Below are 26,182 nucleotides of genomic sequence, written 5' to 3' on the forward strand. Positions count from 1 at the left end.
ACCGACAAGCGCTCATGCCCGTGCTCTCGGGTAAACTGCCGCTCCTGTTGCATTCAGCCCGCGAGTTCGCCATGCCCATCCGTCACTGCATCGTCCACCTGATCGAGAAAAAACCGGACGGCACACCTGCCGTTCTCCACGCCCGCGATTCGGAGCTGGGCGAATCGCAGGCCATGGAGAACCTGCTGGCGGACCTCAACGAAAGCTACAACGCCAAGCAGGGCAAGGCCTGGGGCTTCTTTCACGGCGAATCCGGCGCCTATCCGTTCAGCGGCTGGCTGGCGCAATACATGGAAGGCAGTCAGGACTTCACCGCCTTCAGCCGCCAGGCCGTGGAACACCTGCAGAAGCTGATGGAAGAGTCCAATCTGTCCACCGGTGGTCACGTGCTGTTCGCCCACTACCAGCAGGGCATGACCGACTACCTGGCCATCGCCCTGCTGCATCACAGCGAAGGCGTGACGGTGACCGAGTCGCTGGATGTGGCGCCAGCCAAGCATCTGGACCTGGGCCAGCTGCATCTGGCAGCCCGCATCAATATCTCCGAGTGGCAGAACAACAAGCAGTCGAAGCAGTACATCTCCTTCATCAAGGGCAAGAACGGCAAGAAGGTCTCCGAGTACTTCCGCGATTTCATCGGCTGCCAGGAGGGCGTCGATGCCCCCGGCGAGACGCGCACCCTGCTCAAGGCGTTCAGCGACTACGTGGAGAGCGAGGACCTGCCGGAGGAGCAGGCCCGCGAAAAGACCTCGGCATTGGTGGACTACGCCAGCACCCAGGCCAAGCTCGGCGAGCCGATCACCCTCGAGGAACTGTCCGGGGTGATCGACGAGGACCGCCCGCGGGCCTTCTACGAGCACATCCGTAACAAGGATTACGGTCTGTCGCCGGAGATCCCGCCGGACAAGCGCACCCTCAACCAGTTCCGCCGCTTCACCGGCCGCGCCGAAGGGTTGTCGATCAGCTTCGAATCGCACCTGCTGGGCTCGAAGATCGAATACGACGAGGACCGCGACATGCTGATCATTCGCCAGCTGCCCACCCAGCTCAAGGATCAGCTCAAGCGCCGCAAGGACTGAACCCACCATGCGCCTGCCGGACAGCCTGCTCGATGACTGCCTGTGCGACCCCAGCGCCCCGCTGGGGCATGATCCGGCGCGGGACTACGGGCTGGGCAAGCCGCAGGCACAGACACAGCTGGCCGGGCTGAAGGAGTGGCTGCGCGAGCAGCAGAGCATGCTCATGGCCAATCGTCAGGACGCCCTGCTGCTCGTCCTGCAGGGCCCCGACTGCGCAGGCAAGAACGGCGTGGTGCGCCGCGTGCTCGCCGGCCTCGACCCGCTCGGGATGTCGGCCATCGGTTTCCAGGCACCGACTCCGGACGAGCGCCGCGAGGGGTTTCTCCAGCGTTACCGCGAGCGCCTGCCGGCCCCTGGCACGCTGGGCGTGTTCAACCGCAGCTACTACGAGGCGCTGGTCAGCGATGTGCGTGACGGCCTGTGCGCGGTGGCGGACCTGCCGCAACGCTACGGAGCGATCGCCGAGTTCGAACAGCGGATGCACGCGCAACGGATTCACCCCCTCAAGTGCTACCTGCAGCTCTCGCTCGGCGAGCAGAAGCGGCGGCTGCATCGCCGTCTGGATCATCCGGAAAAGCGCTGGAAACTGACCCTGGGCGATCTGCGCGACCATCGCCACTTCGCCGATCACCAGGCGCAATGGGCCGAGGTGCTGGGGCGCACCCACCGCGACGCGGCGCCCTGGTACGTGATTCCTGCCGATCATCGCTGGCTGCGCGACCTTATCGTCGCCAGCCTGCTGGCCCGTGAGTTCGAACGCCTGGCGCTGAGCTGGCCGAGCCGCCCGGCGCCGTTCAGCCATGCAGACCTGGACGGCACACCATGAAACGGTTCGCCTGGTTGCTATGGCTGCTGCCGATGCTGGCCCCGGCGCAGGACGGCAGCACCGCGCCCGAGCTGTCGGTGGAAGCGGTGCGCTTCACCGTGGCCAACGCCGAGTTCACCCTGATGCATGAGATGGGGCACCTGCTGATCAGCGAACTGCAGCTGCCTGTGCTTGGCCGCGAGGAGGACGCCGCCGACCAGCTCGGTTTCATGGGCCTTTTCCTGTTGCAGCAGGAACAGCACCGCGACGATTTCTACGCCAAGCTGATGGACGTCGCCGATTACTGGCGTATGGAATGGCAGAACGCGGAACGCGACGGCTCCCCGGTACCGGTCTGGGACAGCCATGCGCTGGACGCCCAGCGCTTCTACAACATCGCCTGCCTGGCCTACGGCAGCGACCCGGATCGGCTCGACTGGGTGCTGGAAGTCAGCGGCCTGCCGGTGGAACGCGCGCTGTACTGCCCCGACGAATACGAGCAGGTCGCCCATGCCGTGCAGTGGTTTCGCGAGCACTTCGGGCGCAGCGCCGCGCAACCGCTGAAACACCGCATCAAGGTGGTCTACGACACCCCTCCCGCGCACCTTGCAGGCGGTACCGAGCTACTGGAGAAGATCCGAGCCAGCGGTGAGCTGGAAGCGGTGGCGGCCAAAGCCAGCGAAGCCTTCGCCCTGCCGCGGGACCTGACCCTGCGCATGTCCACCTGCGGCGCCCCGGACGCCTGGTTCAACCGCATCAGCGGCGAACTCACGCTGTGCTACGAGCGCATCGCCTATTTCCGCGATCTGGCCGCGGAGCTGCCCAGCGTGCACCAGGCGGCCCCGGCGGCGCAGTAGACCTCAGCGCGCCTCGATGCGATAGCCGCTGCGCGGGAAGTGCACATGCACGACGCCGGCGCGATCGTCGCTGCGGCGCAGGATCAGCTCTTCCGCTCCGGCGAACACCAGCTCGCCCTCGACCGGATCGGCCCCATAATCCACCGCGGCGATCGTCACCGGCTGGCCTTCCTGAAAACCGTTGGGATCGGCGAACGCCTCCTCGGGCAGCGCAGCCGGTTCGGCCTCGCGGGCCACGCGCACGGCATCCTCGCCAGACATCTCGCTGCTCGAGCCATGGCCGACGCCCAGCACCTTGCCGAGCCATGCACGGATCTCCGGATAGTCGTCCACCAGCGGGGCGGTGACCGGCGTCGCGCGCAGGAACCAGAGGCAGTGCGCGACGGCGAAATCCGCCAGCGAAGGCGCAGCGCCCAACAGGAACTCGCCCTCCTCGCGCGCCAGTTGCTGCTGCAGGCGCGACATGAACACCGGCCAGTCGCTCTTGGCCTGCTCCAGCGGCACCCGGCTCACCGAGCCGTTGGCGAACAGCTGCGCGCGGTCCTTGCTGAACACCTGGACGAACTCCTTGGGCACCTGGGCGAAACGCAGCGCCATGGATTCGGGCTGGAAGACCAGGCTCACGGCATTCAGAAACAGTACCGAGTCGGCCCATTGAGCGAGCGTCGCCGCGGTGAATTCCTGACCTTCGGGGAACAGCGCCGGAGTGGCCTTCTCCGCTTCCAGCCGACGAGCGATCAGCGCCGTGTCGCAGTAGATATCGGCGCCGACCTGCAACACCGGCGTACGCCGGTAGCCCCCGGTCAGCGCGGTGAGATCCGGCTTGGGCATGACCGGCGGGATCATCATCGAACGCCAGGACAACTGCTTGAATCCGAGCATCAGGCGCGCCTTCTCGGCGAAGGGCGAGGTGGGATAGTGGTGCAGGATCAGCTCGTGCATGACAGGCTCCGCCAGAGGAAGTGTCGAGATGCCCCGTTAAGCGGAGCATCGTCGTGGAAAGATGCATCAGCTTAGACGCTCCGCTCGGGCGAGCCTACCGGCTGATTAGGGCGTCATTCACGCCACGGGCCCGGCCTGGCTTACCAGGCGTTCCTTGGCACGCTTGTCCAATCGCTTGATGGCGATTTCCCGGCGCAGCGCGTCGCCCTTGCTGGCACAGGCCTCGACGTAGACCAGCGCCTGCGCCGGGCTGGAATGGAAGAAACGCGCCCCGCGCCCGCGCTGGTGCTCGGCGAAACGTCGCTGGGCATCGTCGCTGATCCCGCAGTACAGCGCGCCATTGGCGGCACGCACCAGGTAGACGAACCAGGGTTTGGGCAGGACCTCGGTCATGTTTGGCAACGATCTCGGCGACGACAACGGCAGGGCCGGCATTATGCCCAACTGCCGCGCTGCGGTCGTCCACCCAGGCCCGCCTAGCAGAGAGGCCGAACGCTGTCCAGATATGGTGGCGGTTCGCCTTTGCGTATACTGCGCCGATGTTTGCCCATACCCTGTTCCGCAAGCGCTGCGCCATCTGGCTGTTGGCGATCGGAATCTTCCTGATGCTCGGCAGCTGCGCCGAAAAGCCCAGCGAGCTCGAGCGCATTAAGGAGGAAGGCGTACTGCGCGTGATTACCCGCAACAGCCCTTCCACCTATTTCCAGGATCGCAATGGCGAAGCCGGCTTCGAGTACGAGCTGGTCAAGCGTTTCGCCAGCACCCTGGGCGTCGAACTGCAGATCGAAACCGCCGACAACATCGACGACATCTTCAGCCGTCTCAACCGTCCCGGCGGCCCGGCACTGGCCGCTGCGGGACTGGTTGCCAGCGAAGGCCGCCAGGAACTGGCGCGCTTCACCCGTTCCTACCTCGACGTCACCACCCAGGTCGTCTACCACAGCGGCCAGCGCCGACCGACCAGCCCGAAGGATCTGATCGGCAAGCGCATCCTGGTGCTCAAGGGCAGCAGCCAGGCGGAGAAGCTGGCCTCGCTGCAGGTGGAATACCCCGAGCTGCGCTACGACGAATCCGATGCGGTGGAAGTCGTCGACCTGCTGCGCATGGTCGATGAAGGCCAGATCGACCTGACCCTGGTGGAGTCCAACGAGATGTCCATGAACCAGGTGTATTTCAGCAACATCCGCGCCGGCTTCGACATCGGCGAACAGAACAGCCTGGCCTGGGTGGTCGCCAAAGGCGAGGATGACAGCCTGCTCAAGGCGGCCGATGCCTTCCTCGAGCAGGCCCAGCAGAACGGTACGTTGCAGCGCCTGCGCGAGCGCTACTACGGCCATGTCGACGTGCTCGGCTACGTCGGCGCCTATGCCTTCGCCAAGCACCTGCAGCAGCGTCTGCCACGTTATGAAAAGGCCTTCCGTGAAACCGCCAAGGAACATGGCATCGACTGGCGCCTGCTGGCTGCGATCGGCTACCAGGAATCCCACTGGCAGCCGGAAGCCACCTCCAAGACCGGCGTGCGCGGACTGATGATGCTGACCCTGCGCACCGCCAATGCCATGGGCGTGACCAATCGCCTCGATCCGGTACAGAGCATCCAGGGTGGCGGCAAGTACCTGGTGCAGGTGCATGGCAGCCTGCCCGAGAGTATCGAGGAGCCGGACCGCACCTGGTTCGCCCTGGCCGCCTACAACGTCGGCGGTGGCCATCTGGAAGATGCACGCAAGCTGGCCGAGGCCGAAGGGCTGGACCCCAACAAGTGGCTGGACGTGAAGCAGATGCTGCCGCGCCTGTCGCAGAAGCAGTGGTACAGCAAGACCCGCTACGGCTATGCCCGCGGCGGTGAGCCGGTGCACTTCGTGGCCAACATCCGCCGCTACTACGACATCCTCACCTGGGTGACCCAGCCGCAGATGGAGGGTCAGCAGCTGGCCAAGAGCGAGCTGCACATCCCGGGCATCAACTCCACCGACCTCATGGAAGAGCTGCCGCCGCTCTGACCCCTACGGCGCCACCTCAGGACGGGCCGACGCCCATGCGTCGCAGCAGCGCCTTCTCGATCTCCAGGATCAGCAGCACCGCCACGCCGGCCAGTACCACCAGCATGCCGGTGTCCAGCGGCAAGGCCTCGGAGGCGAACAGCGACTGCATGAACGGCGCGTAGGTGAACAACAGCTGCAGGCCGAACACGCTGAACACCGCCACCAGCACCCGCGGCGTGCCTTTCACGCCCTGCACCGTGAAGGACGGCGCCTTCAGGTAGCGCACGCTGAACAGGTAGAACACCTCCATGCATACCAGCGTGTTCACCGCAACGGTGCGCGCGGCCTCGACCGTCGCGCCCTGCGCCAGCATCCACTGGTACATGCCGAAGATCCCGACCAGGAACAGCGCCGAGACGAAGAAGATCCGCCAGATCACGAAGCGCGACAGCATCGGTTCGTCCGGTCGCCGCGGCGGGCGCTGCATCACGTCCGCCTCGGTCGGTTCGAAGGCCAGCACCATGGCCAGCGCCACGGAGCTGACCATGTTGACCCAGAGCACCTGAACCGGCGTGATCGGCAGCGCCAGGCCGAGCAGCACCGCCAACAGCAGCGACAGCGACTCGCCGCCGTTGATCGGCAGCAGGAAGGTCACGGTCTTGCGCAGGTTGTCGTAGACGGTACGCCCTTCTTCCACGGCATGCGCGATAGAGGCGAAATTGTCGTCCGCCAGCACGATGGCGCCAGCCTGCTTGGCCGCCTCGGTCCCCTTCATGCCCATGGCCACGCCGACGTCGGCCTGCTTCAGCGCCGGCGCATCGTTGACGCCATCGCCGGTCATGGCGACGACCTCGCCATTGGCCTGCAGCGCACGTACCAGACGCAGCTTGTGTTCCGGGCTGGCACGGGCGAACACCCGTGCCTCGGCGACTGCCTGGCGCATGGCAGTGTCGTCCATCAGCTCCAGCTCCGGGCCGGTGATCGCCTTGATGTCCTCGCCCATGCCCAGCTGCCGGGCGATGGCGCTGGCGGTCACACCGTGGTCACCGGTGATCATCACCACACGAATGCCGGCCGCGCGGCACTGCGCCACCGCCCGGATCGCCTCGTCACGGGGTGGATCGATGATGCCCACCAGGCCGAGCAGGGTCAGCCCGCTGGCGACATCGGCATGCTCGAGGTCCTGCTTGCCCACGCCCAGCCGACACCGGGCGAAGGCCAGTACCCGACGCCCGGCGCGCGCCTGCGCCTCGATCTGGTTGTGCCAGTGCGCCTCATCCAGCGCGCGCTCGACGCCGTCGGCCTCCAGCTGCTGCGAGCACATGGCCAGAATGCGTTCCGGCGCGCCCTTGACCAATACCTCGCTGCCCGCCTCGCAGGCATGCAGCGTCGCCATGAACCGATGCTCGGATTCGAACGGAATCACGTCCAGCCGCGGCCGGTCGACCTGCACTACCGTCGGCGAAAGCCCGGCCTTCATCGCCAGAGTCAGCAGCGCGCCCTCGGTGGGATCGCCAGCCAGCACCCAGTGCTGTTCCTTTTCGTGCAGGCTGGCGTCATTGCACAGCGCGGCGGCTTCGACCAGCGCGGCCGCCGCCGGCGAGTGGGCAGCCAATGCTGCCGCATCGACCGCCGAACCCTGCAGCAGCAGGCTGCCGGTCGGCGCGTACCCGGCCCCCTCGACGTCCAGCGACTGGCCGGCACAGATCACCTCCTGCACGGTCATCTCGTTGCGCGTCAGGGTGCCGGTCTTGTCCGAGCAGATCACCGTAACCGAACCCAGCGCCTCCACCGCCGGCAGCCGACGGATCACCGCGTTGCGTGCGGCCATGCGCTGCACGCCGATGGCCAGGGTGATGGTCATGATCGCGGGCAGTCCTTCCGGGATCGCCGCGACCGACAGGCCTACCGCGGCCATGAACATCTCACCGGCCCCCATGCCACGCACCAGCGTGCCGAACAGGAACAGCAATCCGCCGGTGGCGAGAATGAAGAGGGTCAGGATGCGGCCGAAGTCCTGCATCTTTCGCAGCAGCGGCGTGGTGCCCTGCTCCACCGCTTCGAGCATGCGGCCGATACGGCCGATCTCGGTGGCGGCGCCGGTGGCAACCACCACGGCCCGCGCCTGGCCCTGGGTGACCAGGGTGCCCGCATAGCCCATGCAGATCCGGTCGCCGATGGCCGCGTCATCGGCCACGGCATCGACCTGCTTGTCCACCGGCACCGATTCACCGGTCAACGCCGCCTCGTCGATGCGCAGGTTGCGCGCCTGCAGCAGTCGCACATCGGCCGGCAGGCTGTCGCCGGACGCCAGCAGTACCACATCACCGGGCACCAGATCGGCAGCATCGATGTCCTGCTGCCGGCCGTCGCGCAGCACCACTGCGTGCGGCGCCAGCAGATGGCGGATCGCCTGCAGCGCCTTTTCCGCCTTGCCTTCCTGAACGAAACCGATGGCAACGTTGAGCACCACCACCGCAATGATCACGAAGGTGTCGACCCAGTGCCCCATCAATCCGGTGACCAGCGCCGCGGCGATCAGCACGTAGAGCAGCACGTTGTTCAGATGCCGCAGCACGCGTTGCCAGACGCTGGCCGGCTTGGCTTCGTCGAGCCGGTTCGGACCGTAGCGGAGCAGACGCTGCGCGGCCTGCTCGTGCGTCAGGCCGGCGGCGGTGGAGTCCAGCTCCAGCAAGGCCTCCTCGGCCTGACGGGCGTGCCAGCGGGTCGATTGGATCTGCTGTTCGGGCATTGGGTCCTCCAGGGCGGATGATTCGTTGCCGGGCGCACTGCAAAACTAGCCCATGAGAGCCGAAACAGAGCGGTTCTGACCATCGCAACGAAACGGCTTGCAACACTCGGGCAGTGGTCGATTGCCGCATGCCGGCCCGCTGCGCGCGAAGCCGGTCCTCGCGCTATTCTTGCCCACGTCATGACCTTCGAGATTGCTCCATGCCAAAGAACATACTGATTGTCGGCGCCTCCCGCGGCCTGGGCCTCGGCCTGGCGAAGCAGTTCTCCAGCGCAGGCTGGCAGGTGATCGCCACCGTCCGCGATCCACAGCGTGCCGAAGCGCTAAACGGGTTGCCGCAGCTGCGCATCGAGACCCTGGACATGGACGACGCGGCCAGCGTCGATCAACTGGCCGCACGCCTGGCCGGCACCCCGATCGACGTCCTGTTCGTCAACGCCGGCATCGCCGGGCCGCAGGACAAACCGGCCACCGAAGCCAGCCAGGCGGAAGTCGGCCAGCTGTTCTTCACCAACGTCGTCGCTCCGGTGCGCCTGGCCGAACGACTGTTGCCACTGGTGAACCTGGATCAGGGCGTGGTCGTCTTCATGAGCTCCATTCTCGGCAGCGTCGAAGTCGGCCCTGGCATGGGCATGGACCTCTACGGTGCGAGCAAGGCCGCGCTGAACCACATGACCCGCACCTTCGTTGCCAAGCTCGGCGAGACGAAGCTGACCGTGCTGTCGATGCATCCGGGCTGGGTCAAGACCGACATGGGTGGCGATCAGGCCCCGCTGGATGTCGAGACCAGCGCTCGCGGCATGGCCGAGCAGGTGACGCGGGCCATCGGCCAGGGCGGGCATCGGTACATCGACTATCTGGGGGACGCGCTGCCCTGGTAGGAGGCAAGACCGTGATCGACCGTGAACGGACTCACCCCGGTGTCCCGGTCGCGGTCGGGACCGCTCCGCTAACCGGCCCTTGGCAGCCCCTGTGGCATCCCTTATCTTTCCGTCCGCGGCACAAGCAACCCCCTCCGCCCCTGGATCAGCAGACAGGGCATAACTGAGCTGGCTACTCTGAACTCAACCCTTCAGGAGAAAGCCGGCCATGCCTGCTGACCGTATCTGGATCAAGAATCCGCTTGCCCTGTTCACCGCCAACGACACCCAGGCCCCTGGCGGGCTGGTGGTCGAGAACGGCGTCATCGTCGAAATGCTCGCCGCCGGGGCCTCGCCCGCGCTGCCGGTGAACGAGACCTTCGACGCCCGCGAGCACGTCGTGCTGCCGGGGCTGGTCAACACCCATCACCATTTCTACCAGACCCTGACCCGAGCCTGGGGGCCGGTGGTCAACGAGCCGCTGTTCAACTGGCTGCTGACCCTCTACCCGGTCTGGGCACGACTGACGCCGCAGGCGCTGCAGCTGGCGAGCAAGGTGGCGCTGGCCGAATTGCTGCTGTCTGGCTGCACCACGGCTGCGGATCACCACTACCTGTTTCCGGGCGGGCTCGAGGACGCCATCGACATCCAGGTTGAGGCCGTCCGCGAGCTGGGCATGCGCGCCATGCTCACCCGCGGTTCGATGAACCTGTCCAAGGAGAACGGCGGCCTGCCCTGCAAGAGCGTGGTGCAGGACGCCGAGACGATTCTTGCCGACAGCGAGCGGCTGATCGATCGCTACCACGAGCGCGGCGACGGCGCGCAGATCCAGATCGCCCTGGCGCCCTGCTCGCCGTTCTCGGTCACCACCGACATCATGCGGACCTGCGCGGAGCTGGCCGAAGCACGCGATGTGCGTCTGCACACCCACCTGGCCGAAACGCTGGACGAGCAAGAGTTCTGCGCGAAACGCTTCGGCATGCGCACCGTGGATTACCTGCAGAGCGTCGGCTGGCTCGGCCCGCGGACCTGGCTGGCCCACGGCATCCATTTCAACCAGGTGGAAATCCACCGCCTGGGTGCAGCCGGTGTGGGCATCTGCCATTGCCCGAGCTCCAACATGCGTCTGGCCTCCGGCATCTGCCACACGCTTGAGCTGGAGGACAAAGGCGCCATCATCGGCCTGGGCGTGGACGGTTCAGCCTCCAACGACGCCTCCAACATGATGCTCGAAGCGCGTCAGGCGCTGTTCATCGGGCGCCTGCGCTACGGCGCCGAAAAGATCACGCCAGAGAAGGTGCTCGGCTGGGCGACCCGCGGCTCCGCGCGCCTGCTCGGGCGCAGCGACATCGGCGAACTGGCGGTCGGCAAGCAGGCCGATCTGGCCCTGTTCAAGCTGGACGAACTGCGCTTCTCCGGCAGCCACGATCCCGTCGCCGCACTCCTGCTGTGTGCCGCCGACCGTGCCGACCGGGTGATGGTCGGCGGCAAATGGCGCGTCGTCGACGGTCAGGTCGAAGGCCTCGACGTGCAGGGGCTGATCGCCGATCACCAGCAGGCGGCCCGGCAGCTGGTAAACGGCTAAACAACCACGATCGAGGCTTGCACCAAAGCTGGGCGCCGTGGATTACTGGCGCACCAGCGCAAGTCTCGATCGGGCCTCTGCGTCGAGTCGAATCGGCCGCAATCCGGCACAACGAAGGTATCTGTCCAGTTGGTCAGCTTTTTGCTAACCAGCTATCAGCCAACACAGGCTCTGTAGCTAGACAAACAGGAGCGTCACCCGCCATGCAGAACAACTCACGGAAAACCCTGCTGCGCGCCCTTGCCGCAGCGATCGGCTTCAGCGCCGCTCTCACCACGGCCGCCGCTTCGGCCGCCGATCCGCTGAAGGTCGGCTTCGTCTATATCGGCCCGATCGGCGACCACGGCTGGACCTACCAGCATGAGCAGGGTCGCAAGTACATGGAAGAGAAGCTGGGCGACAAGGTGAAGACCAGCTTCGTCGAGAACGTGCCGGAAGGCGCCGATGCCGAGCGGGTTATCCGCAACATGGCCAAGAGCGACTATGACCTGATCTTCACCACCTCCTTCGGCTACATGAACCCCACGCTGAAGGTCGCCAAGCAGTTCCCCAAGGTCACCTTCGAGCACGCCACCGGTTACAAGCAGGCGAAGAACGTCGGTACCTACCTGACCCGTTCCTATGAAGGCCGCTACGTCGGCGGCTTCCTCGCGGCGAAGATGACCAAGACCAAAAAGGTCGGCTACATCGCGTCCTTCCCGATTCCGGAAGTGATCCGCGACATCAACGCCATCCAGCTGGCGCTGGACAAGTACAACCCCGGCACCGAGATCAAGGTGGTATGGGTCAACACCTGGTTCGATCCGGGCAAGGAAGCCGACGCCGCCAACGCGCTGATCGACCAGGGCGTGGACGTGATCTTCCAGCACACCGACAGCCCGGCACCGATCCAGGCCGCCGAGCGCCGTGGCGTCTATTCCGTCGGTTACGCCTCGGACATGCAGCACTTCGGGCCGAAGGCCGTGCTGACTTCCATCGTCAACGACTGGGGCCCGCACTACACCAAGTCCGCCGAAGCGGTGATGGCCGGCAACTGGAAGTCCGAGGACTTCTGGGGCGGGCTGGCACAGGACAGCATCAGCCTGCCGATCAGCGATCTGGTGCCGGCCGATGTGAAGACCGAAGCGGAAGCGATCATCGCCAGCATCAAGAGCGGTGAATTCCACCCGTTCACCGGCCCGATCAAGGACCAGGCTGGCGAAGTGCGCATCGCCGAGGGCGAGACCGCCAGCATCAAGGACCTCGCCTCGATGAATTACTACGTCGAAGGCGTCAAGGCTGAAATGCCGAAGTAAGCGTCACCTGCGCCGGCCCGACCGGCGCACTGCGGAATCTCGCGTGCCGTCCCGCCTCCGGGCGAACCGCACGCAGGGGCATTGCCCTCGAAGGCCGCCGGTACGAGAAGACCGGCGGCGCCGTACCCGGAGTCAGCCATGAACTCACTGCCCGTCATCGATATTTCGCCGCTCTATAACGCCGACGAGGCCGGCCATCTGGCCGTCGCCGAGGCCATCGACCGCGCCTGCCGCGAGTGGGGCTTCTTCTATATCAAGGGTCATCCGATCAGCGCCGAGCGCATCGCCACCTGCACCGACCATGCCAAGCGTTTCTTTGCCCTGCCCGCCGACGAAAAGCTGAAGATCGATATCACCAAGAGCCGCCATCACCGCGGCTACGGTGCCGTCGCCACCGAGCAGCTCGACCCGAGCCAGCCGTGCGACCTCAAGGAAACCTTCGACATGGGTTTCCATATGCCTGCCGATCATCCCGAGGTACTGGCCGGCAAACCACTGCGCGGGCCCAACCGTCATCCGCTGCAGATCGAAGGCTGGACCGAGCTGATGGAAGGGCACTACCGCGACATGCAGGACCTTGCCTGCACGCTTCTGCGTGCCATCGCACTCGCCCTTGGCATCGAGCGGGACTTCTTCGACAAGCGCTTCGTCGAGCCCATCAGCGTATTCCGCATGATCCACTACCCGCCCCGGCAGACCGCCACCAGCGCCGATCAGCAAGGCGCCGGCGCGCACACCGATTACGGCTGCGTCACCCTGCTCTATCAGGACCAGGCCGGCGGCCTGCAGGTGCAGAACGTCAAGGGCGAGTGGATCGACGCACCGCCCATCGAGGGCACCTACGTGGTCAACATCGGCGACATGATGGCGCGCTGGAGCAACGACCGTTACAAGTCGACGCCCCATCGCGTGATCAGCCCGCTGGGCGTGGACCGCTACTCCATGCCGTTCTTCGCCGAGCCGCATCCGGACACCGAGATCGCCTGCCTGCCCGGTTGCTACGACGAAACCAACCCGCCGAAATACCCGAGCACCACCTGCAGCCGGTACATGCTCTCGCGCTTCGCCGAGACCTACGCCTACCGACGGCAGGGCGAGGCCGAACCCGTCTGAACGGGCTTTAATTGCAGTATGCAAACAGGGGCGAGCGCATCGATATGCCTCGCCCGATCTGCGCGCGTCTGCCGCATTGACTTTTGAGTCAGGAATTAGTTGACCGAAAAGTCAGATAGCGATAGTTTGCGTGTCAGAACAACAACAGCGGAGGCTTCGCCTTGATCCAGTTTCTTCTCAATCGAGAACTGCGCAGCGAGCGCGCACTCGATCCCAACACCACGGTGCTGCAGTATCTGCGCGAGTATCGTGGCAAGACCGGAACCAAGGAGGGCTGCGCCTCCGGTGACTGTGGCGCCTGTACCGTGGTGGTCGGCGAACTGGTGGGCGAGCGCCTGCGCTATCGCACCCTCAACTCGTGCCTGACGTTCGTCTCCGCGCTGCACGGCAAGCAGTTGATCAGCGTCGAAGACCTCAAGGACCAGGGCCGGCTGCACAGCGTCCAGCAGGCGATGGTCGACTGCCACGGCTCGCAGTGCGGTTTCTGTACCCCGGGATTCGTCATGAGCCTGTTCGCCCTGCAGAAGAACGCCGGCGCGGTCAATGAATACGATCCGCACCAGGCCCACGAAGCCCTGGCCGGCAACCTCTGCCGCTGCACCGGCTACCGGCCGATCCTCGAAGCCGCCGAACAGGCCTGCTGTGCCAAGCAGCCGGACCAGTTCGATGCCCGCGAAGCCGAGACCATCGCCCAGCTCAAGGCCATCGCCCCGCGTGAAATGGCCGAGCTCAGCGACGGCGAAAAGCGTTGCCTGTCGCCGCTGACCGTCGCCGAACTGGCCGAGGTCTACGCCGCCAATCCCGACGCACGGCTGCTTGCCGGTGGCACCGATCTGGCACTGGAGGTCACCCAGTTTCATCGCGAGCTGCCGGTGATGATCCATGTCGGTCAGATCACCGAGATGAAGCAGGTCCAGATCGCGGACTGCCATATCGAGATTGGTGCAGCCGCCCCGCTGACCGACTGTTACGCCGCGCTGGCCACCGAGTATCCGGATTTCGGCGAGCTGCTGCAGCGCTTCGCCTCGCTGCAGATCCGCAACCAGGGCACGCTCGGTGGCAACATCGGCAACGCCTCGCCGATCGGCGACTCGCCGCCGCTGCTGATCGCCCTGGGTGCCGACGTAGTCCTGCGCAAGGGCGCCAGCAGCCGCACCCTGCCGCTCGAGGATTACTTCATCGACTACAAGGTCACCGCGCGCCAGCCCGGGGAATTCATCGAGAAGGTACGAGTGCCGCGCGCCACACCGGATCGCCTGTTCCGCGCCTACAAGGTTTCCAAGCGACTGGACGACGACATCTCCGCTGTCTGCGCCGCGTTCGACCTGCAGATCACCGATGGCGTGGTCGCCGATGCCCGGGTCGCCTTTGGCGGCATGGCGGCGATTCCCAAGCGCGCCGCGGCCTGCGAGGCGACCCTGAACGGCGCGCCCTGGAACCAGCAGACCGTGGAGGCGGCCTGCGATGCACTGGCCGAAGACTTCACGCCGCTGACCGACTTCCGCGCCAGCCGCGAGTATCGCCTGCTGGTCGCACAGAACCTGCTGCGCAAGTGCTTCCTCGAAAAACATGCACCGAAGACCGAGACGAGGGTGACCGCTTATGTCTAACCACGTAACCACCCGCACTCAGGAAGAAATCGCGGCGCTGTTCACCCAGGACCTGGTCACCGGCGTCGGTCGCAGCGTCAAGCACGACAGCGCGCCCAAGCATGTCTCGGGCGAGGCGGTGTACGTCGACGACCGGCTGGAGTTTCCCAATCAGCTGCACGTCTATGCCCGCATGAGCGAGCGCGCCCACGCCCGCATCGTCCGCATCGATACCAGCCCCTGCTACCAGATTCCGGGTGTGGCCATCGCCATCACGGCGAAGGACGTACCGGGCCAGCTGGACATCGGTGCCGTGATGCCCGGCGACCCGCTGCTGGCCGACGGCAAGGTCGAGTTCATCGGCCAGCCGGTGATCGCCGTGGCTGCCGACAGCCTGGAAACCGCACGCAAGGCGGCGATGGCCGCGATCATCGAATACGAGGATCTGGAGCCGGTGCTCGACGTGGTCGAGGCGCTGCACAAGAAGCACTTCGTGCTCGACAGCCACACCCACAAGCGCGGCGACTCGGCCACCGCCCTGGCCAGCGCGCCGCGTCGGCTGCAGGGTTCGCTGCACATCGGCGGGCAGGAGCACTTCTACCTGGAGACACAGGTGTCCTCGGTCATGCCTACCGAAGACGGCGGCATGATCGTCTACACCTCGACACAGAACCCCACCGAGGTGCAGAAGCTGGTGGCCGAAGTGCTCGGCGTACCGATGAACAAGATCGTCATCGACATGCGCCGCATGGGCGGCGGCTTCGGCGGCAAGGAAACCCAGGCCGCGGGACCTGCGTGCCTGTGCGCGGTGATCGCGCACCTCACCGGTCGGCCGACCAAGATGCGCCTGCCGCGCATGGAAGACATGACCATGACCGGCAAACGCCACCCCTTCTACGTCGAGTACGACGTCGGCTTCGACGATGACGGTCTGCTGCACGGCATCGAGATCGATCTCGCCGGTAACTGCGGCTACTCGCCGGACCTTTCCGGCTCGATCGTCGATCGCGCCATGTTCCACTCCGACAACGCCTACTACCTGGGCGACGCCACCATCAATGGCCATCGCTGCAAGACCAACCTCGCCTCGAACACCGCCTACCGCGGCTTCGGCGGCCCGCAGGGCATGGTCGCCATCGAGGAAATCATGGACGCGGTGGCCCGCGAGCTGGGCAAGGACCCGCTCGAGGTGCGCAAGCGCAACTACTACGGCAAGACCGAGCGCAACGTCACCCACTACTACCAGACCGTCGAGCACAACATGCTCGAGGAGATGACCGCCGAGCTGGAAGCCAGCAGCGACTATGCAAAGCGACGCGAAGATATCCGCGCGTTCAATGCCGCAAGCCCGATCCTGAAGAAGGGCCTGGCGCTGACGCCGGTGAAGTTCGGCATCAGCTTCACCGCCAGCTTCCTCAACCAGGCCGGCGCGCTGGTGCACGTCTACACCGACGGCAGCATCCACCTGAACCACGGTGGCACCGAGATGGGTCAGGGCCTGAACACCAAGGTCGCGCAGGTGGTGGCCGAGGTGTTCCAGGTGGATATCGAGCGCATCCAGATCACCGCCACAAACACCGACAAGGTGCCCAACACCTCGCCGACGGCGGCCTCCAGCGGTGCCGACCTCAACGGCAAGGCGGCGCAGAATGCGGCGCAGACCATCAAGCAGCGGCTGGTGGAGTTCGCCGCACGCAAGTGGCAGATCTTCGAGGAAGACGTCGAGTTCAAGAACGGCCAGGTGCGCCTGCGCGACCACTACATCAGCTTCGAGGAGCTGATCCAGCAGGCCTATTTCGGCCAGGTCTCGCTGTCGTCCACCGGCTTCTACCGCACGCCGAAGATTTACTACGACCGCAGTCAGGCGCGCGGGCGGCCGTTCTACTACTTCGCCTACGGCGCGGCCTGCTCGGAAGTGATCGTCGATACCCTCACCGGCGAATACAAGATGCTGCGCAGCGACATCCTGCATGACGTCGGCGCCTCGCTGAACCCGGCCATCGACATCGGCCAGGTCGAGGGCGGATTCGTCCAGGGTCTGGGCTGGCTGACCATGGAAGAGCTGGTCTGGAACGACAAGGGCAAGCTGATGACCAACGGCCCGGCCAGCTACAAGATCCCGGCGGTGGCGGATATGCCGCTGGATCTGCGGGTCAAGCTGGTGGAGAACCGCAAGAACCCCGAAGACACCGTGTTCCACTCCAAGGCCGTGGGCGAGCCGCCGTTCATGCTCGGCATTTCGGTCTGGTGCGCGATCAAGGATGCGGTGGCGAGCCTGGCCGACTACCGGGCGCAGCCGCAGATCGATGCTCCGGCGACCCCCGAGCGCGTGCTCTGGGGCGTGGAACAGATGCGCAGGTTGAAGCAGGCGGCGAGCAAGTCTGCGACAACGGAGACCACCACGGCCTGACGCAGGGTGGACAACGCTTTGCTTGTCCACCCTTAGCGCAACACGAACGTCCCGATGGCGACGCCTTGCACGCGCCACCGGGCGATACGAAGGACAGAACCATGAGCAACACGGCCTGGATCGAAGCACTCGCCGACCTGCAACAACAAGGCGAACCCTGCGTGCTGGTGACCATCATCGAGGAGCGCGGCTCCACGCCGCGCAATGCCGGCTCGAAGATGGTGGTCAGCCGTGAGCGCCTGTACGACACCATCGGCGGCGGCCACCTGGAGTACAAGGCCCAGCAGATCGCCCGCGAAATGCTGGAAAAGCGCAGCCGTGACACCCGCCTGGAGCGCTTCTCCCTCGGCGCCAGCCTCGGCCAGTGCTGCGGTGGCGCTACGGTGCTGCTGTTCGAGCCCATGGGCCAGCCGCAGGCGCATATCGCCGTGTTCGGTGCCGGGCATGTCGGGCGCGCGCTGGTGCCGCTGCTGGCCAGCCTGCCGTGCAAGGTGCGCTGGATCGATTCGCGCGATAACGAATTCCCCGCCGAGATTCCGCGCGGCGTGGAAAAGGTGGTCTCCGACGATGTGGTCGAGGAAGTGGATAACATGCCCGCCGGCAGCTACTTCATCGTCATGACCCACAATCATCAGCTCGACCTGGAACTGACCGCCGCGATCCTTTCGCGCAACGATTTCACCTACTACGGGCTGATCGGCTCCAAGAGCAAACGCGCCAGGTTCGAACACCGTCTGCGGGACCGCGGCTTCCAGCCGGAGACCGTGCAGCGCATGCGCTGCCCGATGGGCATCGCCGAGGTGAAGGGCAAGCTGCCGGTGGAAATCGCCGTGTCCATCGCCGGCGAGGTGATCGCCACCTACAACGCGCATTTCGGTGAAAAGGGTGGGGAGAACGCCGAGGACGGTGAAAAGCCGGTACCGATGCTGGTCCCCGCTTCGCGCCGCGCCCAGACCAACTGACCACCCGACATTGTTGCAGGCACGCCCTTCGGCGGCGGCCTGCCCATGTCAACGCAACACCCTCATACAACGATTTTCGAGAGTCACCATGCCAAGCACCAAAGCCTACCGTGCCGCCCTGCTCCACTGCCTCGCCGACCCGCGTGAAGTGGGCATCGAGCAAGCCCATGAATACTTCCAGGACGGCCTGCTGGTTGTCGAGGACGGCAAGGTCGCGCGCATCGGCCACGCCGCCGAACTGCTGCCGACCCTGGCGGCCGGCACCGAGGTTGTCGAATACCCGGACGCGCTGATCACTCCGGGTTTCGTCGATACCCATATCCACTACCCGCAGGTCGGCGTCATCGGCTCCTACGGCGCGCAGCTGCTGGATTGGCTGGAAACCTACACCTTCCCCAACGAGGGCCGCTTCAGCGACATGGCCCACGCCCGCGAGCAGGCCGAGCTGTTTCTCGGCGAGCTGCTGCGCAACGGCACCACCACCGCGCTGGTGTTCGGCACGGTGCACAAGCAGTCGGTGGACGCCTTCTTCGAGGCCTGCGAGAAGCGCAATCTGCGGATGATCGCCGGCAAAGTGCTGATGGACCGCAACGCCCCGGAGTTCCTCACCGACACCGCCGAGTCCGGCTACGCCGACAGCCGCGAGCTGATCGAGCGCTGGCACGGCAAGGGCCGTCTGCACTACGCCGTCACCCCGCGTTTCGCCCCGACCAGCACGCCGGAGCAGCTCACCCTGGCCGGCAAGCTCTTCGCCGAATTCCCCGACCTGTACATGCACACCCACATCTCCGAGAACAAGCAGGAGGTCGAGTGGGTCAAGGAGCTGTTCCCCGAGCGCAAAGGCTATCTGGACGTCTACGACCACCACGGCCTGATCGGCCCGCGCTCGGTGTTCGCCCACGGCATCCACCTGTGCGACGACGAGTGCAAACGCCTCGGTGAGACCGGCTCGGCGGTGTCGTTCTGTCCCACCTCCAACCTGTTCCTCGGCAGCGGCCTGTTCGACCTGGCCAAGGTGGAAGGCTTCGGTGTGCGCGTCGGCCTGGGCACCGATGTCGGCGGCGGCACCAGCTTCTCGCAGCTCGCCAGCCTCAACGAGGCGTACAAGGTGTTGCAACTGCAGGGCCAGAAGCTTGACGCGTTCAAGGCACTCTATCTCGCCACCCTCGGCGGCGCACGAGCGCTCTATCTGGACGACCGGATCGGCAACCTGCAGCCGGGCAAGGAGGCCGACTTCGTGGTGCTCGACTACAAGGCGACGCCGCTGATCGACTATCGCCTGAGCCAGGCGACGACCCTGCAGGAAAAGCTCTTCGCCCTGATGATCCTCGGCGACGACCGCGCAGTGAAGGAGACCTTCGCCGCCGGCGTCTCGGTGCATCGCAAGACTGGCTAGCGCTGCAACGCCTGCATCAGCGTATCGAGGTTGTGCTCGAACATGCCGAGGTAGGTGCTGGCCGGCCCTGCGCTGGCCAGCGCATCGGAGTACAGGGTGCCGCCTACCGTGGCGCCCGCCTCTTCGGCGATCTGCTCGATGAGCCGCGGATCACGGATGTTCTCCACGAACACGGCCCTCACCCCTTCCTGGCGGAGCTGGCGGATCAACGCGGCCACGTCGGCGGCCGAGGGTTCGTCATGGGTCGACAGCCCCTGCGGCGCGATGAACCGGAGCTGCCAGGCCTGCCCCAGATAGCCGAAAGCGTCATGGCTGGTCACCACCTTGCGCTGGCTGGCCGGCAGGCCGCCGATACGGGTATCGGCCTTCTTCAGCAGCGCGTGAAGCCGGCTCAGGTAGGCGTCACGACGCCGCTCATAGTCGTTGCGATGCGCCGGATCGAGCGCCACGAGCGCCTTGGCGATATTGCGCACGTAGATTTCGGCATTGGTCAGGCTCTGCCACGCATGAGGGTCAGGCACTGCCTCGCCCTCCTCTTCCAGCATCAGAGGCACGACGCCCGCACTGGCATCGATCCGCTTTCCCGCAGGCTCGCTGCTGGCCAGCAGGCGCTCCAGCCAGGGTTCGAAGCCCAGCCCGTTGGCGATGATCAGGTCGGCGCGGAGCAAGGCCTGGGCATCATCCGGGCTGGGTTCATAAAGGTGCGCGTCGGCGTCGGGACCGACCAGATTGGTCAGTTCGATATGCTCGCCACCGACCTCCCGTGTCATGTCGGCAAGGATGCTGAAGCTGGTCACGACGCTGATCTTTTCGGCCGCCTGCAGGGAAAGGGGCAGCCAGAGGGCCAACAACAGAAACAGGTAACGCATGGGTTGATACCTCAGACGGTCTGGATTGAAGCACGCGAACGCAGCAGGCCATATACCGGGCCCGCAACGACTGAAATCAGGTAGAACGCCCCCGCGAGCAGGACGATGCACGGCCCGCTGGGCAGGCTGGCGTAGAACGACAGCAGCAGCCCCAGCCATACGCACAGGGCGCCCAGCAGCGCAGCCAGCGGCAACAGGACGGGCAGGCGTCGGCTCCAGAAACGCGCGGCCGCAGCCGGCAGCATCATCAGCCCCACCACCATCAGCGCACCGATGGCCTGGAAGCCGATCACCAGGTTGAGCACCACCAGTGTCAGAAAGCCCGCATGGGCGAGTGGCCCGATTCGGCTGACGCTGCGCAGGAACAACGGGTCCAGGCTGTCCAGCGCCAGGGCGCGGTAGATCAGTGCCAGCACCAGCAGGCTGAACGCCGCCGTGGCGAGCATGCCGCTGAGGGTGTCGGCGTCCACGGCCAGCGCGGAGCCAAACAGCAGGTGCAAGAGGTCGAGCTTGCGTCCCGCCAGGCCGAGCAGCAGCACGCCGCTGGCCAGCGAAATGGGATAAAGCGCGGCGAGGCTGGCGTCTTCACGCAAGCCGGTACGGCGGCTGACCCAGGCCGCTGCGCCGGCCATGCCGAGCCCGGCGGTCAGCCCACCGAGCGTCAGTGCAGGCAGGCTGAGACCGAACAGCCAGAATGCCAGCGCCGCACCCGGCAGGATGCCGTGGGCGATGGCATCGCCGATCAGACTCATCCGCCGCAGGATCAGGAAGACACCCAGCGGCGCCGCGCTGCAGGCCAGCGCCACGCCGCCGAGCAGCGCGCGGCGCATGAAGGCGAACTCGGCAAACGGGCTCCAGAGCAGATCGGCCGTCACGCCACTCGCCCGAGCGGATCACGATCGAGTAGCTGATCGATCGGCGCTGCGACGCAGCCGCTGCGCGCGATACGCAGTGCGTTGCAGCGCTTCTCCCGAAGGCGGTCGAGGTTGTGGCTGACCAGCACCAGCGTTCTGCCTTGTTGCTGCCAGCGTCGGAGGTGCTGCCAGAGCAGATCGAGACCGGTCTCGTCGAGTGCCGCCTCGGGTTCATCGAGCAGCAGTACCTGCGCATCGGTCAGGCTCATCCGGGCCAGCAGCGCCCGCTGCAGTTCCCCACCAGACAGCGCGTGCAGGCCCTGGGTCTGCAGATCGAGCAAGCCCCAATCGGCCAGTACCTGACGTAGCCGAGCCTGGCGTTCGCTACGGCCGAGCCGGCTGCCCCAGAAACCGCCCCTGACCAGCTCCAGCAGACGTATCGGAAACTGCCGGTCGATCTGTTGCTGCTGCGGCAGATAGGCCACACCGCCTGGACGCGCCACGCTCATTCGAATGTGACCGGCCAGGGGGCGATCCAAACCGGCCAATACCCTGAGCAGGCTGCTCTTGCCCGAACCATTGCTGCCGATCACCGCGGTCAGGCTGCCGGCCGCTAGCTTGAGGTTCAACGGCGGCGTGAGGGCCCGCCCGCCGGCGCCCCACTGCAACTCTCGACATTCGATCACGATCAAGAAACTCCATCTCCGCACCGCTCGAAAAGCGGTGTCAGCAACCAAATCAATAAAAGTTATAACATAACATTTACCAGCAGGCACAGCGCGGTAGCAGAGCGGTTCAATAGGCATGAGATAGATCAGCCGGCGGCGGCTGAAGGCTGACGCTACCGCTGCGATGCCGCACCGACCCAGGAAAGATGGCGAGGCCAGCGGAATACGCGCGCTGCCGCCTGCAACGGCAGCGCGAATGAGGTCAGCGGGGCGTACGCGCCTTTTTCTTCATCAAGGTCAGATGCGAGAACACCGCGTGCAGGTCGTTCGAGGCACTGTCTTCCTCGAGGTTGAGCTTGCTGTCGATGTGATCCATGTGATGCATCATCAGGTGCACGGCCTTGTCGGCGTCGCGCGCGGCTATGGCATCGATCAGCTCATTGTGTTCGTCGTAGGAGCAATGCGAGCGACTGGCCCCTTCGTACTGCGCGATGATCAGCGAAGTCTGCGACACCAGGCTGCGCTGGAAGCTCACCAGTGGCGCGTTCTTCGCCGCCTCCGCCAGCTTGAGGTGGAACTCGCCTGACAGACGGATGCCAGCGCCTCGATCGCCGCGGGCGAAGCAGTCGCGCTCGTCGATGACCATCTGCCGCAGCTCGGCCAGTTGCGCGTCACTGGCGTGCTGCACGGCCAGTTCGGTAATGGCCTTTTCCACCAACCGACGGGCGAAGAAGATCTGCCGTGCCTCCTCGACGCTCGGGCTCGCCACCACCGCGCCGCGATTGGGCCGCAGCAACACCACGCCTTCATGGGCCAGCCTCGACAATGCGCGGCGGATGATGGTGCGGCTGACACCGAAGATCTCGCCCAGGGCCTCCTCGCTGAGCTTGGTGCCTGGGGCCAGGCGTTGTTCGAGGATGGCATCGAAGATGTGCGCATAAACGATATCGTCCTGCGTCCCGGTGCGAGTCTTGCCGGTCTTGTTCGGCTTCTTCAGGGGCTGCAACTGTTCGTTCATCGATGGCTCGCAAGTGAAGTGTCGGCAAGGCCGAACTTTACTGCGTTCGCGGCTTCACTGGCAGTCGTCGGACGAACAAAACGAGCAAAAACATCGTTGGGCTTGTGCACAATCAATTTCCTACCGTTCTGTCCTCCAATCACCGCCATATCCGCGATGTGCGCCACGCGAGCCAGCTCCCGTGACAAGCGAGGGCGATTTAGTGTTTGCAATTCTTGTATACAAAAGCATAATCCAGACAGCCCTTCCTGACCTTTCGGTCAACTAACAGAACGAAGGGCACACCATCACCCGCCCCTCGGGAGTGTCGTGCTCCGGGTGATCGACAACAAGAACGATGAGGAAAGCCCAGTGGAAAGCATCAAGCGCAAGCCCCAGGCAGCACCCTTGCAACGCACCGCCCCCGGCTGGCTGGACCGGCTGTTCAAGCTAAGCGAACACCGCACCAGCATCCGTACCGAACTGCTCGCCGGCCTGACGACCTTCGTCACCATGGCCTACATCATCTTCGTCAACCCGAACATCATGGCCGACGCCGGCATCGACCACGGCGCCGCCTTCGTTGCGACCTGCATCGGTGCGGCGCTCGGCTGCCTGTTGATGGGCCTGTACGCGAACTGGCCGGTGGGCCTGGCACCAGGCATGGGCCTGAACGCCTTCTTCACCTACACAGTCGTCGGCGAGATGGGCTACAGCTGGCAGATCGCCCTGGGCGCCGTGTTCATCTCCGGCGTGCTGTTCATGATCATGAGCCTGTCGCGCATCCGCGAATGGTTGCTCAACAGCATCCCCATGAGCCTGCGCTTCGCCATGGGCGCGGGGGTCGGCCTGTTCCTCGGGCTGATCGGCCTGAAGACCGCCGGCATCGTGGTCGACAGCCCGGCCACCCTGCTGACCATGGGCTCGTTCGGCGAACCCACCGCCCTCCTCGCCGCGGTGTGCTTCCTGATGATCGCAGTGCTCAGCCACCGCAACGTGTTCGGCGCGATCCTGCTGAGCATGCTGGCGGTCACCGGTATCGGCTGGGCCTTGGGGCTGGTGGAGTACAACGGCCTGGTGTCGATGCCGCCGAGCCTGGCGCCGACCTGGCTGGCGATGGACATCGCCGGCGCGCTCAACGTGGCGATGGTCAGCGTGATCCTGGCCTTCCTCTTCGTGAACATGTTCGACACCGCCGGCACCCTGATGGGCGTCGCCCATCGTGCCAACCTGGTGAACGAGGACGGCAAGATCGAGAACCTGTCCCGCGCGCTGAAGGCCGACAGCAGTTCCAGCGTGGTCGGCGCCTTCGTCGGCTGTCCGCCGGTGACCAGCTACGTGGAAAGCGCCTCGGGCGTCGCAGCCGGCGGCCGCACCGGGCTGACCGCCGTGACCGTCGGCGTGCTGTTCCTGATCGCCATGTTCTTCGCCCCGCTGGCCGGCATGATTCCCGCCTACGCCACCGCCGGCGCGCTGATCTACGTGGCGATGCTGATGATGAGCGGGCTGGCCAACATCGACTGGAAGGACCACACCGACACCATCCCGGCCATCGTGACCGTGGTGATGATGCCGCTGACCTTCTCCATCGCCAACGGCATCGCCCTGGGTTTCTTGACCTACGCAACGCTTAAGCTGTTGACTGGCCAGCGCGACAAGGTCTCCATCAGCCTCTACGTGCTGTGCGTGATCTTCATCGCCAAGTTCGCGTTTCTCTGAACGAGGCGCGCCTCACCGCCCCGTCGCATGCGGCGGGGCTTTTTCATTTCTCAGGAGGCTGTGATGAGTCTGGAAACCTGGTTGTTGTATGCGAGTGCGGCGCTGGTGGTGATCCTCATCCCCGGACCGCTGTCGCTGTTGATGATCAGCAACAGCCTGAACTACGGAGTGCGCCGCTCCTGGCCAGCCTTTCTCGGCGGCGTGACCGCTTCCATCGCCCTGCTCAGCGCCTCGGCACTGGGGCTTGGTGCGCTGTTGGCGGCCTCGGAGCGCCTGTTCAGCGCGCTCAAGCTGATCGGTGCGCTGTACCTGTTCTACCTCGCCTGGCAGAGCTGGCAGGCGGCACGTCAGGCACCGGCTGCCCGCGAGATCGAAAGCCCTGCCCTCGCCCCGCGTTTCAGCCGGCTGTTCGGCCGAGCGTTCATTCTGGGAGGCAGCAACCCGAAGGACATGCTCTTCTTCGCCGCCTTCCTGCCGCAGTTTCTCAACGCGGGGCAACCGTTGCTGCCGCAGCTGCTGGTGATGACCCTGACCTGGGCCATACTGGATCTCTGCTGCAAGCTGGCCTATGGGCTGGGCGCGCGGGGCGCGGCGCGCTATCTGCGCACCGGGAAAGGGCATGCGTGGTTCAACCGGACCAGCGCGGCACTGTTTGGAAGCGCGGGAGCGGCGTCCTTGATGAGTCGGTGACTCGGCTGGCGTTGGCAGCGCCGGCTCGCGACCTGATGGAGGGCGACACGCCTGCCGCGGTGCAACCTGCAGTCCGACCCGAGAAACGCGCGGCGCATCCGTACCGACCCCTTCGCGGTCCACACCGCAGACGGCTCTTGTCACGCGCTTCGACTCTCACCAATAAAAAGCCCGCCATTACGGCGGGCAAAAGGGACTCCAGAAGAGTCAGCACTGAACAAGCACCGCCTCAGCTACCCCGGTAGGTCGAGTAGCTGTACGGCGAAATCAGCAGCGGCACGTGATAGTGATCCTGCCCGGCGTCGATGCCGAAGCGCAGCACCACCTCGTCGAGGAACGCCGGCGCCCCCAGCGTCACACCGCGACCACGGTAGTAGTCGCCAGCGTGGAAATGCAGCTGATAGACCCCGGACCGGTAGTCCGCACCGTCCAGCAACGGGCTGTCGCAGCGGCCATCGGCGTTGGTCTTACGCGTGGCGACCAGCGTCAGGCCCTGATCTTCGACGCGATACAGCTCCACCTTGATTCCGCTGCCCGGGCAACCGTGGGCGGCATCGAGTACGTGTGTGGTCAAACGGCCCACGGGCACCTCCGCTCTGTTGAATGGAAACTGACCCGGAGCATAGCCACCACGCACAACAGACTCAAGACAATTTGTAGATATTTTTGTACACAGTTTCAGAGACCCGCAGTTGGCCCGTTCTCTGCAGATACCGTCTGTCGTGGCGGCCTGCTCGAAAACCGCCGACCGCAGCGCT

The 26,182-nt window shown here is 65.4% G+C and carries 22 protein-coding genes; 14 read left to right on the top strand and 8 right to left on the bottom strand.

What is annotated here, in order from left to right; all coding sequences use genetic code 11:
• Nucleotides 1–71: 71 nt before the first annotated feature.
• From yejK to PSTAB_RS15480, 3 genes are read left to right on the top strand one after another with little or no spacing between them, the layout of a single operon-like run.
• Nucleotides 72–1,079 (top strand): nucleoid-associated protein YejK, encoded by a 1,008-nt coding sequence (gene yejK / locus PSTAB_RS15470; protein ID WP_020307039.1) that lies wholly within the window; start codon nt 72–74, stop codon nt 1,077–1,079.
• Between the two features lie 7 nt (nt 1,080–1,086).
• Nucleotides 1,087–1,905 (top strand): polyphosphate kinase 2 family protein, encoded by an 819-nt coding sequence (locus tag PSTAB_RS15475; protein ID WP_013983671.1) that lies wholly within the window; start codon nt 1,087–1,089, stop codon nt 1,903–1,905.
• On the top strand, nt 1,902–2,741 hold the full coding sequence (locus PSTAB_RS15480; protein ID WP_013983672.1) for a DUF4344 domain-containing metallopeptidase: 840 nt from the start codon (nt 1,902–1,904) through the stop codon (nt 2,739–2,741). The genes PSTAB_RS15475 and PSTAB_RS15480 overlap by 4 nt, the downstream gene beginning before the upstream one ends.
• Nucleotides 2,742–2,744: 3 nt before the next feature.
• Here the strand turns inward: PSTAB_RS15480 and PSTAB_RS15485 are convergent, their stop codons facing one another.
• Nucleotides 2,745–3,683, bottom strand: coding sequence for a glutathione S-transferase family protein (locus tag PSTAB_RS15485; RefSeq protein WP_013983673.1), 939 nt, complete (start codon nt 3,681–3,683; stop codon nt 2,745–2,747).
• A 117-nt stretch (nt 3,684–3,800) separates the two neighbouring features.
• Nucleotides 3,801–4,076 carry a GIY-YIG nuclease family protein gene (locus PSTAB_RS15490; RefSeq protein ID WP_014597419.1) on the bottom strand — a complete coding sequence of 92 codons (276 nt, stop codon included), beginning with the start codon at nt 4,074–4,076 and terminating at the stop codon, nt 3,801–3,803.
• A 146-nt stretch (nt 4,077–4,222) separates the two neighbouring features.
• Here PSTAB_RS15490 and mltF point away from each other — a divergent pair, with 146 nt between their 5' ends.
• Entirely contained in the window at nt 4,223–5,683 is a 1,461-nt protein-coding gene (gene mltF / locus PSTAB_RS15495) for a membrane-bound lytic murein transglycosylase MltF (protein WP_013983674.1), read from the top strand.
• A gap of 16 nt (nt 5,684–5,699) precedes the next feature.
• Here the strand turns inward: mltF and PSTAB_RS15500 are convergent, their stop codons facing one another.
• Complete coding sequence (locus PSTAB_RS15500; protein ID WP_013983675.1) at nt 5,700–8,417, bottom strand: cation-transporting P-type ATPase; 2,718 nt, start codon at nt 8,415–8,417, stop codon at nt 5,700–5,702.
• 200 nt (nt 8,418–8,617) lie between these two features.
• Here PSTAB_RS15500 and PSTAB_RS15505 point away from each other — a divergent pair, with 200 nt between their 5' ends.
• From PSTAB_RS15505 to guaD, 8 genes are all read left to right on the top strand, one after another.
• Nucleotides 8,618–9,298, top strand: a complete 681-nt coding sequence (locus PSTAB_RS15505; RefSeq protein WP_013983676.1) for an SDR family oxidoreductase — start codon at nt 8,618–8,620, stop codon at nt 9,296–9,298.
• A gap of 208 nt (nt 9,299–9,506) precedes the next feature.
• Nucleotides 9,507–10,862: an 8-oxoguanine deaminase gene (locus tag PSTAB_RS15510; protein WP_013983677.1), complete on the top strand. Its 1,356-nt coding sequence runs from the start codon at nt 9,507–9,509 to the stop codon at nt 10,860–10,862.
• A 203-nt stretch (nt 10,863–11,065) separates the two neighbouring features.
• Nucleotides 11,066–12,157, top strand: coding sequence for a BMP family ABC transporter substrate-binding protein (locus PSTAB_RS15515; RefSeq protein WP_013983678.1), 1,092 nt, complete (start codon nt 11,066–11,068; stop codon nt 12,155–12,157).
• A gap of 138 nt (nt 12,158–12,295) precedes the next feature.
• Nucleotides 12,296–13,270: a 2-oxoglutarate and iron-dependent oxygenase domain-containing protein gene (locus PSTAB_RS15520; protein ID WP_013983679.1), complete on the top strand. Its 975-nt coding sequence runs from the start codon at nt 12,296–12,298 to the stop codon at nt 13,268–13,270.
• Between the two features lie 161 nt (nt 13,271–13,431).
• Nucleotides 13,432–14,880, top strand: coding sequence for a xanthine dehydrogenase small subunit (xdhA, locus tag PSTAB_RS15525; protein WP_013983680.1), 1,449 nt, complete (start codon nt 13,432–13,434; stop codon nt 14,878–14,880).
• Nucleotides 14,873–17,269: a xanthine dehydrogenase molybdopterin binding subunit gene (gene xdhB / locus PSTAB_RS15530; RefSeq protein ID WP_013983681.1), complete on the top strand. Its 2,397-nt coding sequence runs from the start codon at nt 14,873–14,875 to the stop codon at nt 17,267–17,269. The genes xdhA and xdhB overlap by 8 nt, the downstream gene beginning before the upstream one ends.
• Nucleotides 17,270–17,370: 101 nt before the next feature.
• Nucleotides 17,371–18,231: a xanthine dehydrogenase accessory protein XdhC gene (xdhC, locus tag PSTAB_RS15535; RefSeq protein ID WP_013983682.1), complete on the top strand. Its 861-nt coding sequence runs from the start codon at nt 17,371–17,373 to the stop codon at nt 18,229–18,231.
• Between the two features lie 88 nt (nt 18,232–18,319).
• Nucleotides 18,320–19,627, top strand: a complete 1,308-nt coding sequence (gene guaD / locus PSTAB_RS15540) for a guanine deaminase (RefSeq protein WP_013983683.1) — start codon at nt 18,320–18,322, stop codon at nt 19,625–19,627.
• Here the strand turns inward: guaD and PSTAB_RS15545 are convergent.
• From PSTAB_RS15545 to PSTAB_RS15560, 4 genes are all read right to left on the bottom strand, one after another.
• The gene (locus tag PSTAB_RS15545) at nt 19,624–20,496 is read right to left on the bottom strand and encodes a metal ABC transporter substrate-binding protein (RefSeq protein WP_013983684.1); all 873 of its coding nucleotides are present in this window, start codon (nt 20,494–20,496) and stop codon (nt 19,624–19,626) included. The genes guaD and PSTAB_RS15545 overlap by 4 nt on opposite strands.
• 11 nt (nt 20,497–20,507) lie before the next feature.
• Nucleotides 20,508–21,326: a metal ABC transporter permease gene (locus PSTAB_RS15550; protein ID WP_043942349.1), complete on the bottom strand. Its 819-nt coding sequence runs from the start codon at nt 21,324–21,326 to the stop codon at nt 20,508–20,510.
• A gap of 41 nt (nt 21,327–21,367) precedes the next feature.
• Nucleotides 21,368–22,042 carry a metal ABC transporter ATP-binding protein gene (locus PSTAB_RS15555; RefSeq protein WP_013983686.1) on the bottom strand — a complete coding sequence of 225 codons (675 nt, stop codon included), beginning with the start codon at nt 22,040–22,042 and terminating at the stop codon, nt 21,368–21,370.
• Nucleotides 22,043–22,280: 238 nt separating this feature from the next.
• A complete protein-coding gene (locus PSTAB_RS15560) occupies nt 22,281–23,036 on the bottom strand; it encodes a GntR family transcriptional regulator (RefSeq protein WP_011914179.1) in 756 nt (251 codons plus the stop codon).
• Nucleotides 23,037–23,387: 351 nt separating this feature from the next.
• On the opposite strand from PSTAB_RS15560, the gene PSTAB_RS15565 reads away from it, so the two are divergent.
• Together PSTAB_RS15565 and PSTAB_RS15570 are read left to right on the top strand one after the other, a co-directional pair.
• On the top strand, nt 23,388–24,734 hold the full coding sequence (locus tag PSTAB_RS15565) for an NCS2 family permease (RefSeq protein ID WP_026006664.1): 1,347 nt from the start codon (nt 23,388–23,390) through the stop codon (nt 24,732–24,734).
• A 63-nt stretch (nt 24,735–24,797) separates the two neighbouring features.
• Nucleotides 24,798–25,424 carry a LysE family translocator gene (locus PSTAB_RS15570; RefSeq protein ID WP_013983688.1) on the top strand — a complete coding sequence of 209 codons (627 nt, stop codon included), beginning with the start codon at nt 24,798–24,800 and terminating at the stop codon, nt 25,422–25,424.
• Between the two features lie 229 nt (nt 25,425–25,653).
• On the opposite strand, the gene uraH is transcribed toward PSTAB_RS15570, so the two are convergent.
• Complete coding sequence (uraH, locus tag PSTAB_RS15575; protein ID WP_041771811.1) at nt 25,654–26,007, bottom strand: hydroxyisourate hydrolase; 354 nt, start codon at nt 26,005–26,007, stop codon at nt 25,654–25,656.
• Between the last annotated feature and the right edge of the window lie 175 nt (nt 26,008–26,182).

This window comes from Stutzerimonas stutzeri (assembly GCF_000219605.1).
GTDB lineage: Bacteria > Pseudomonadota > Gammaproteobacteria > Pseudomonadales > Pseudomonadaceae > Stutzerimonas > Stutzerimonas stutzeri.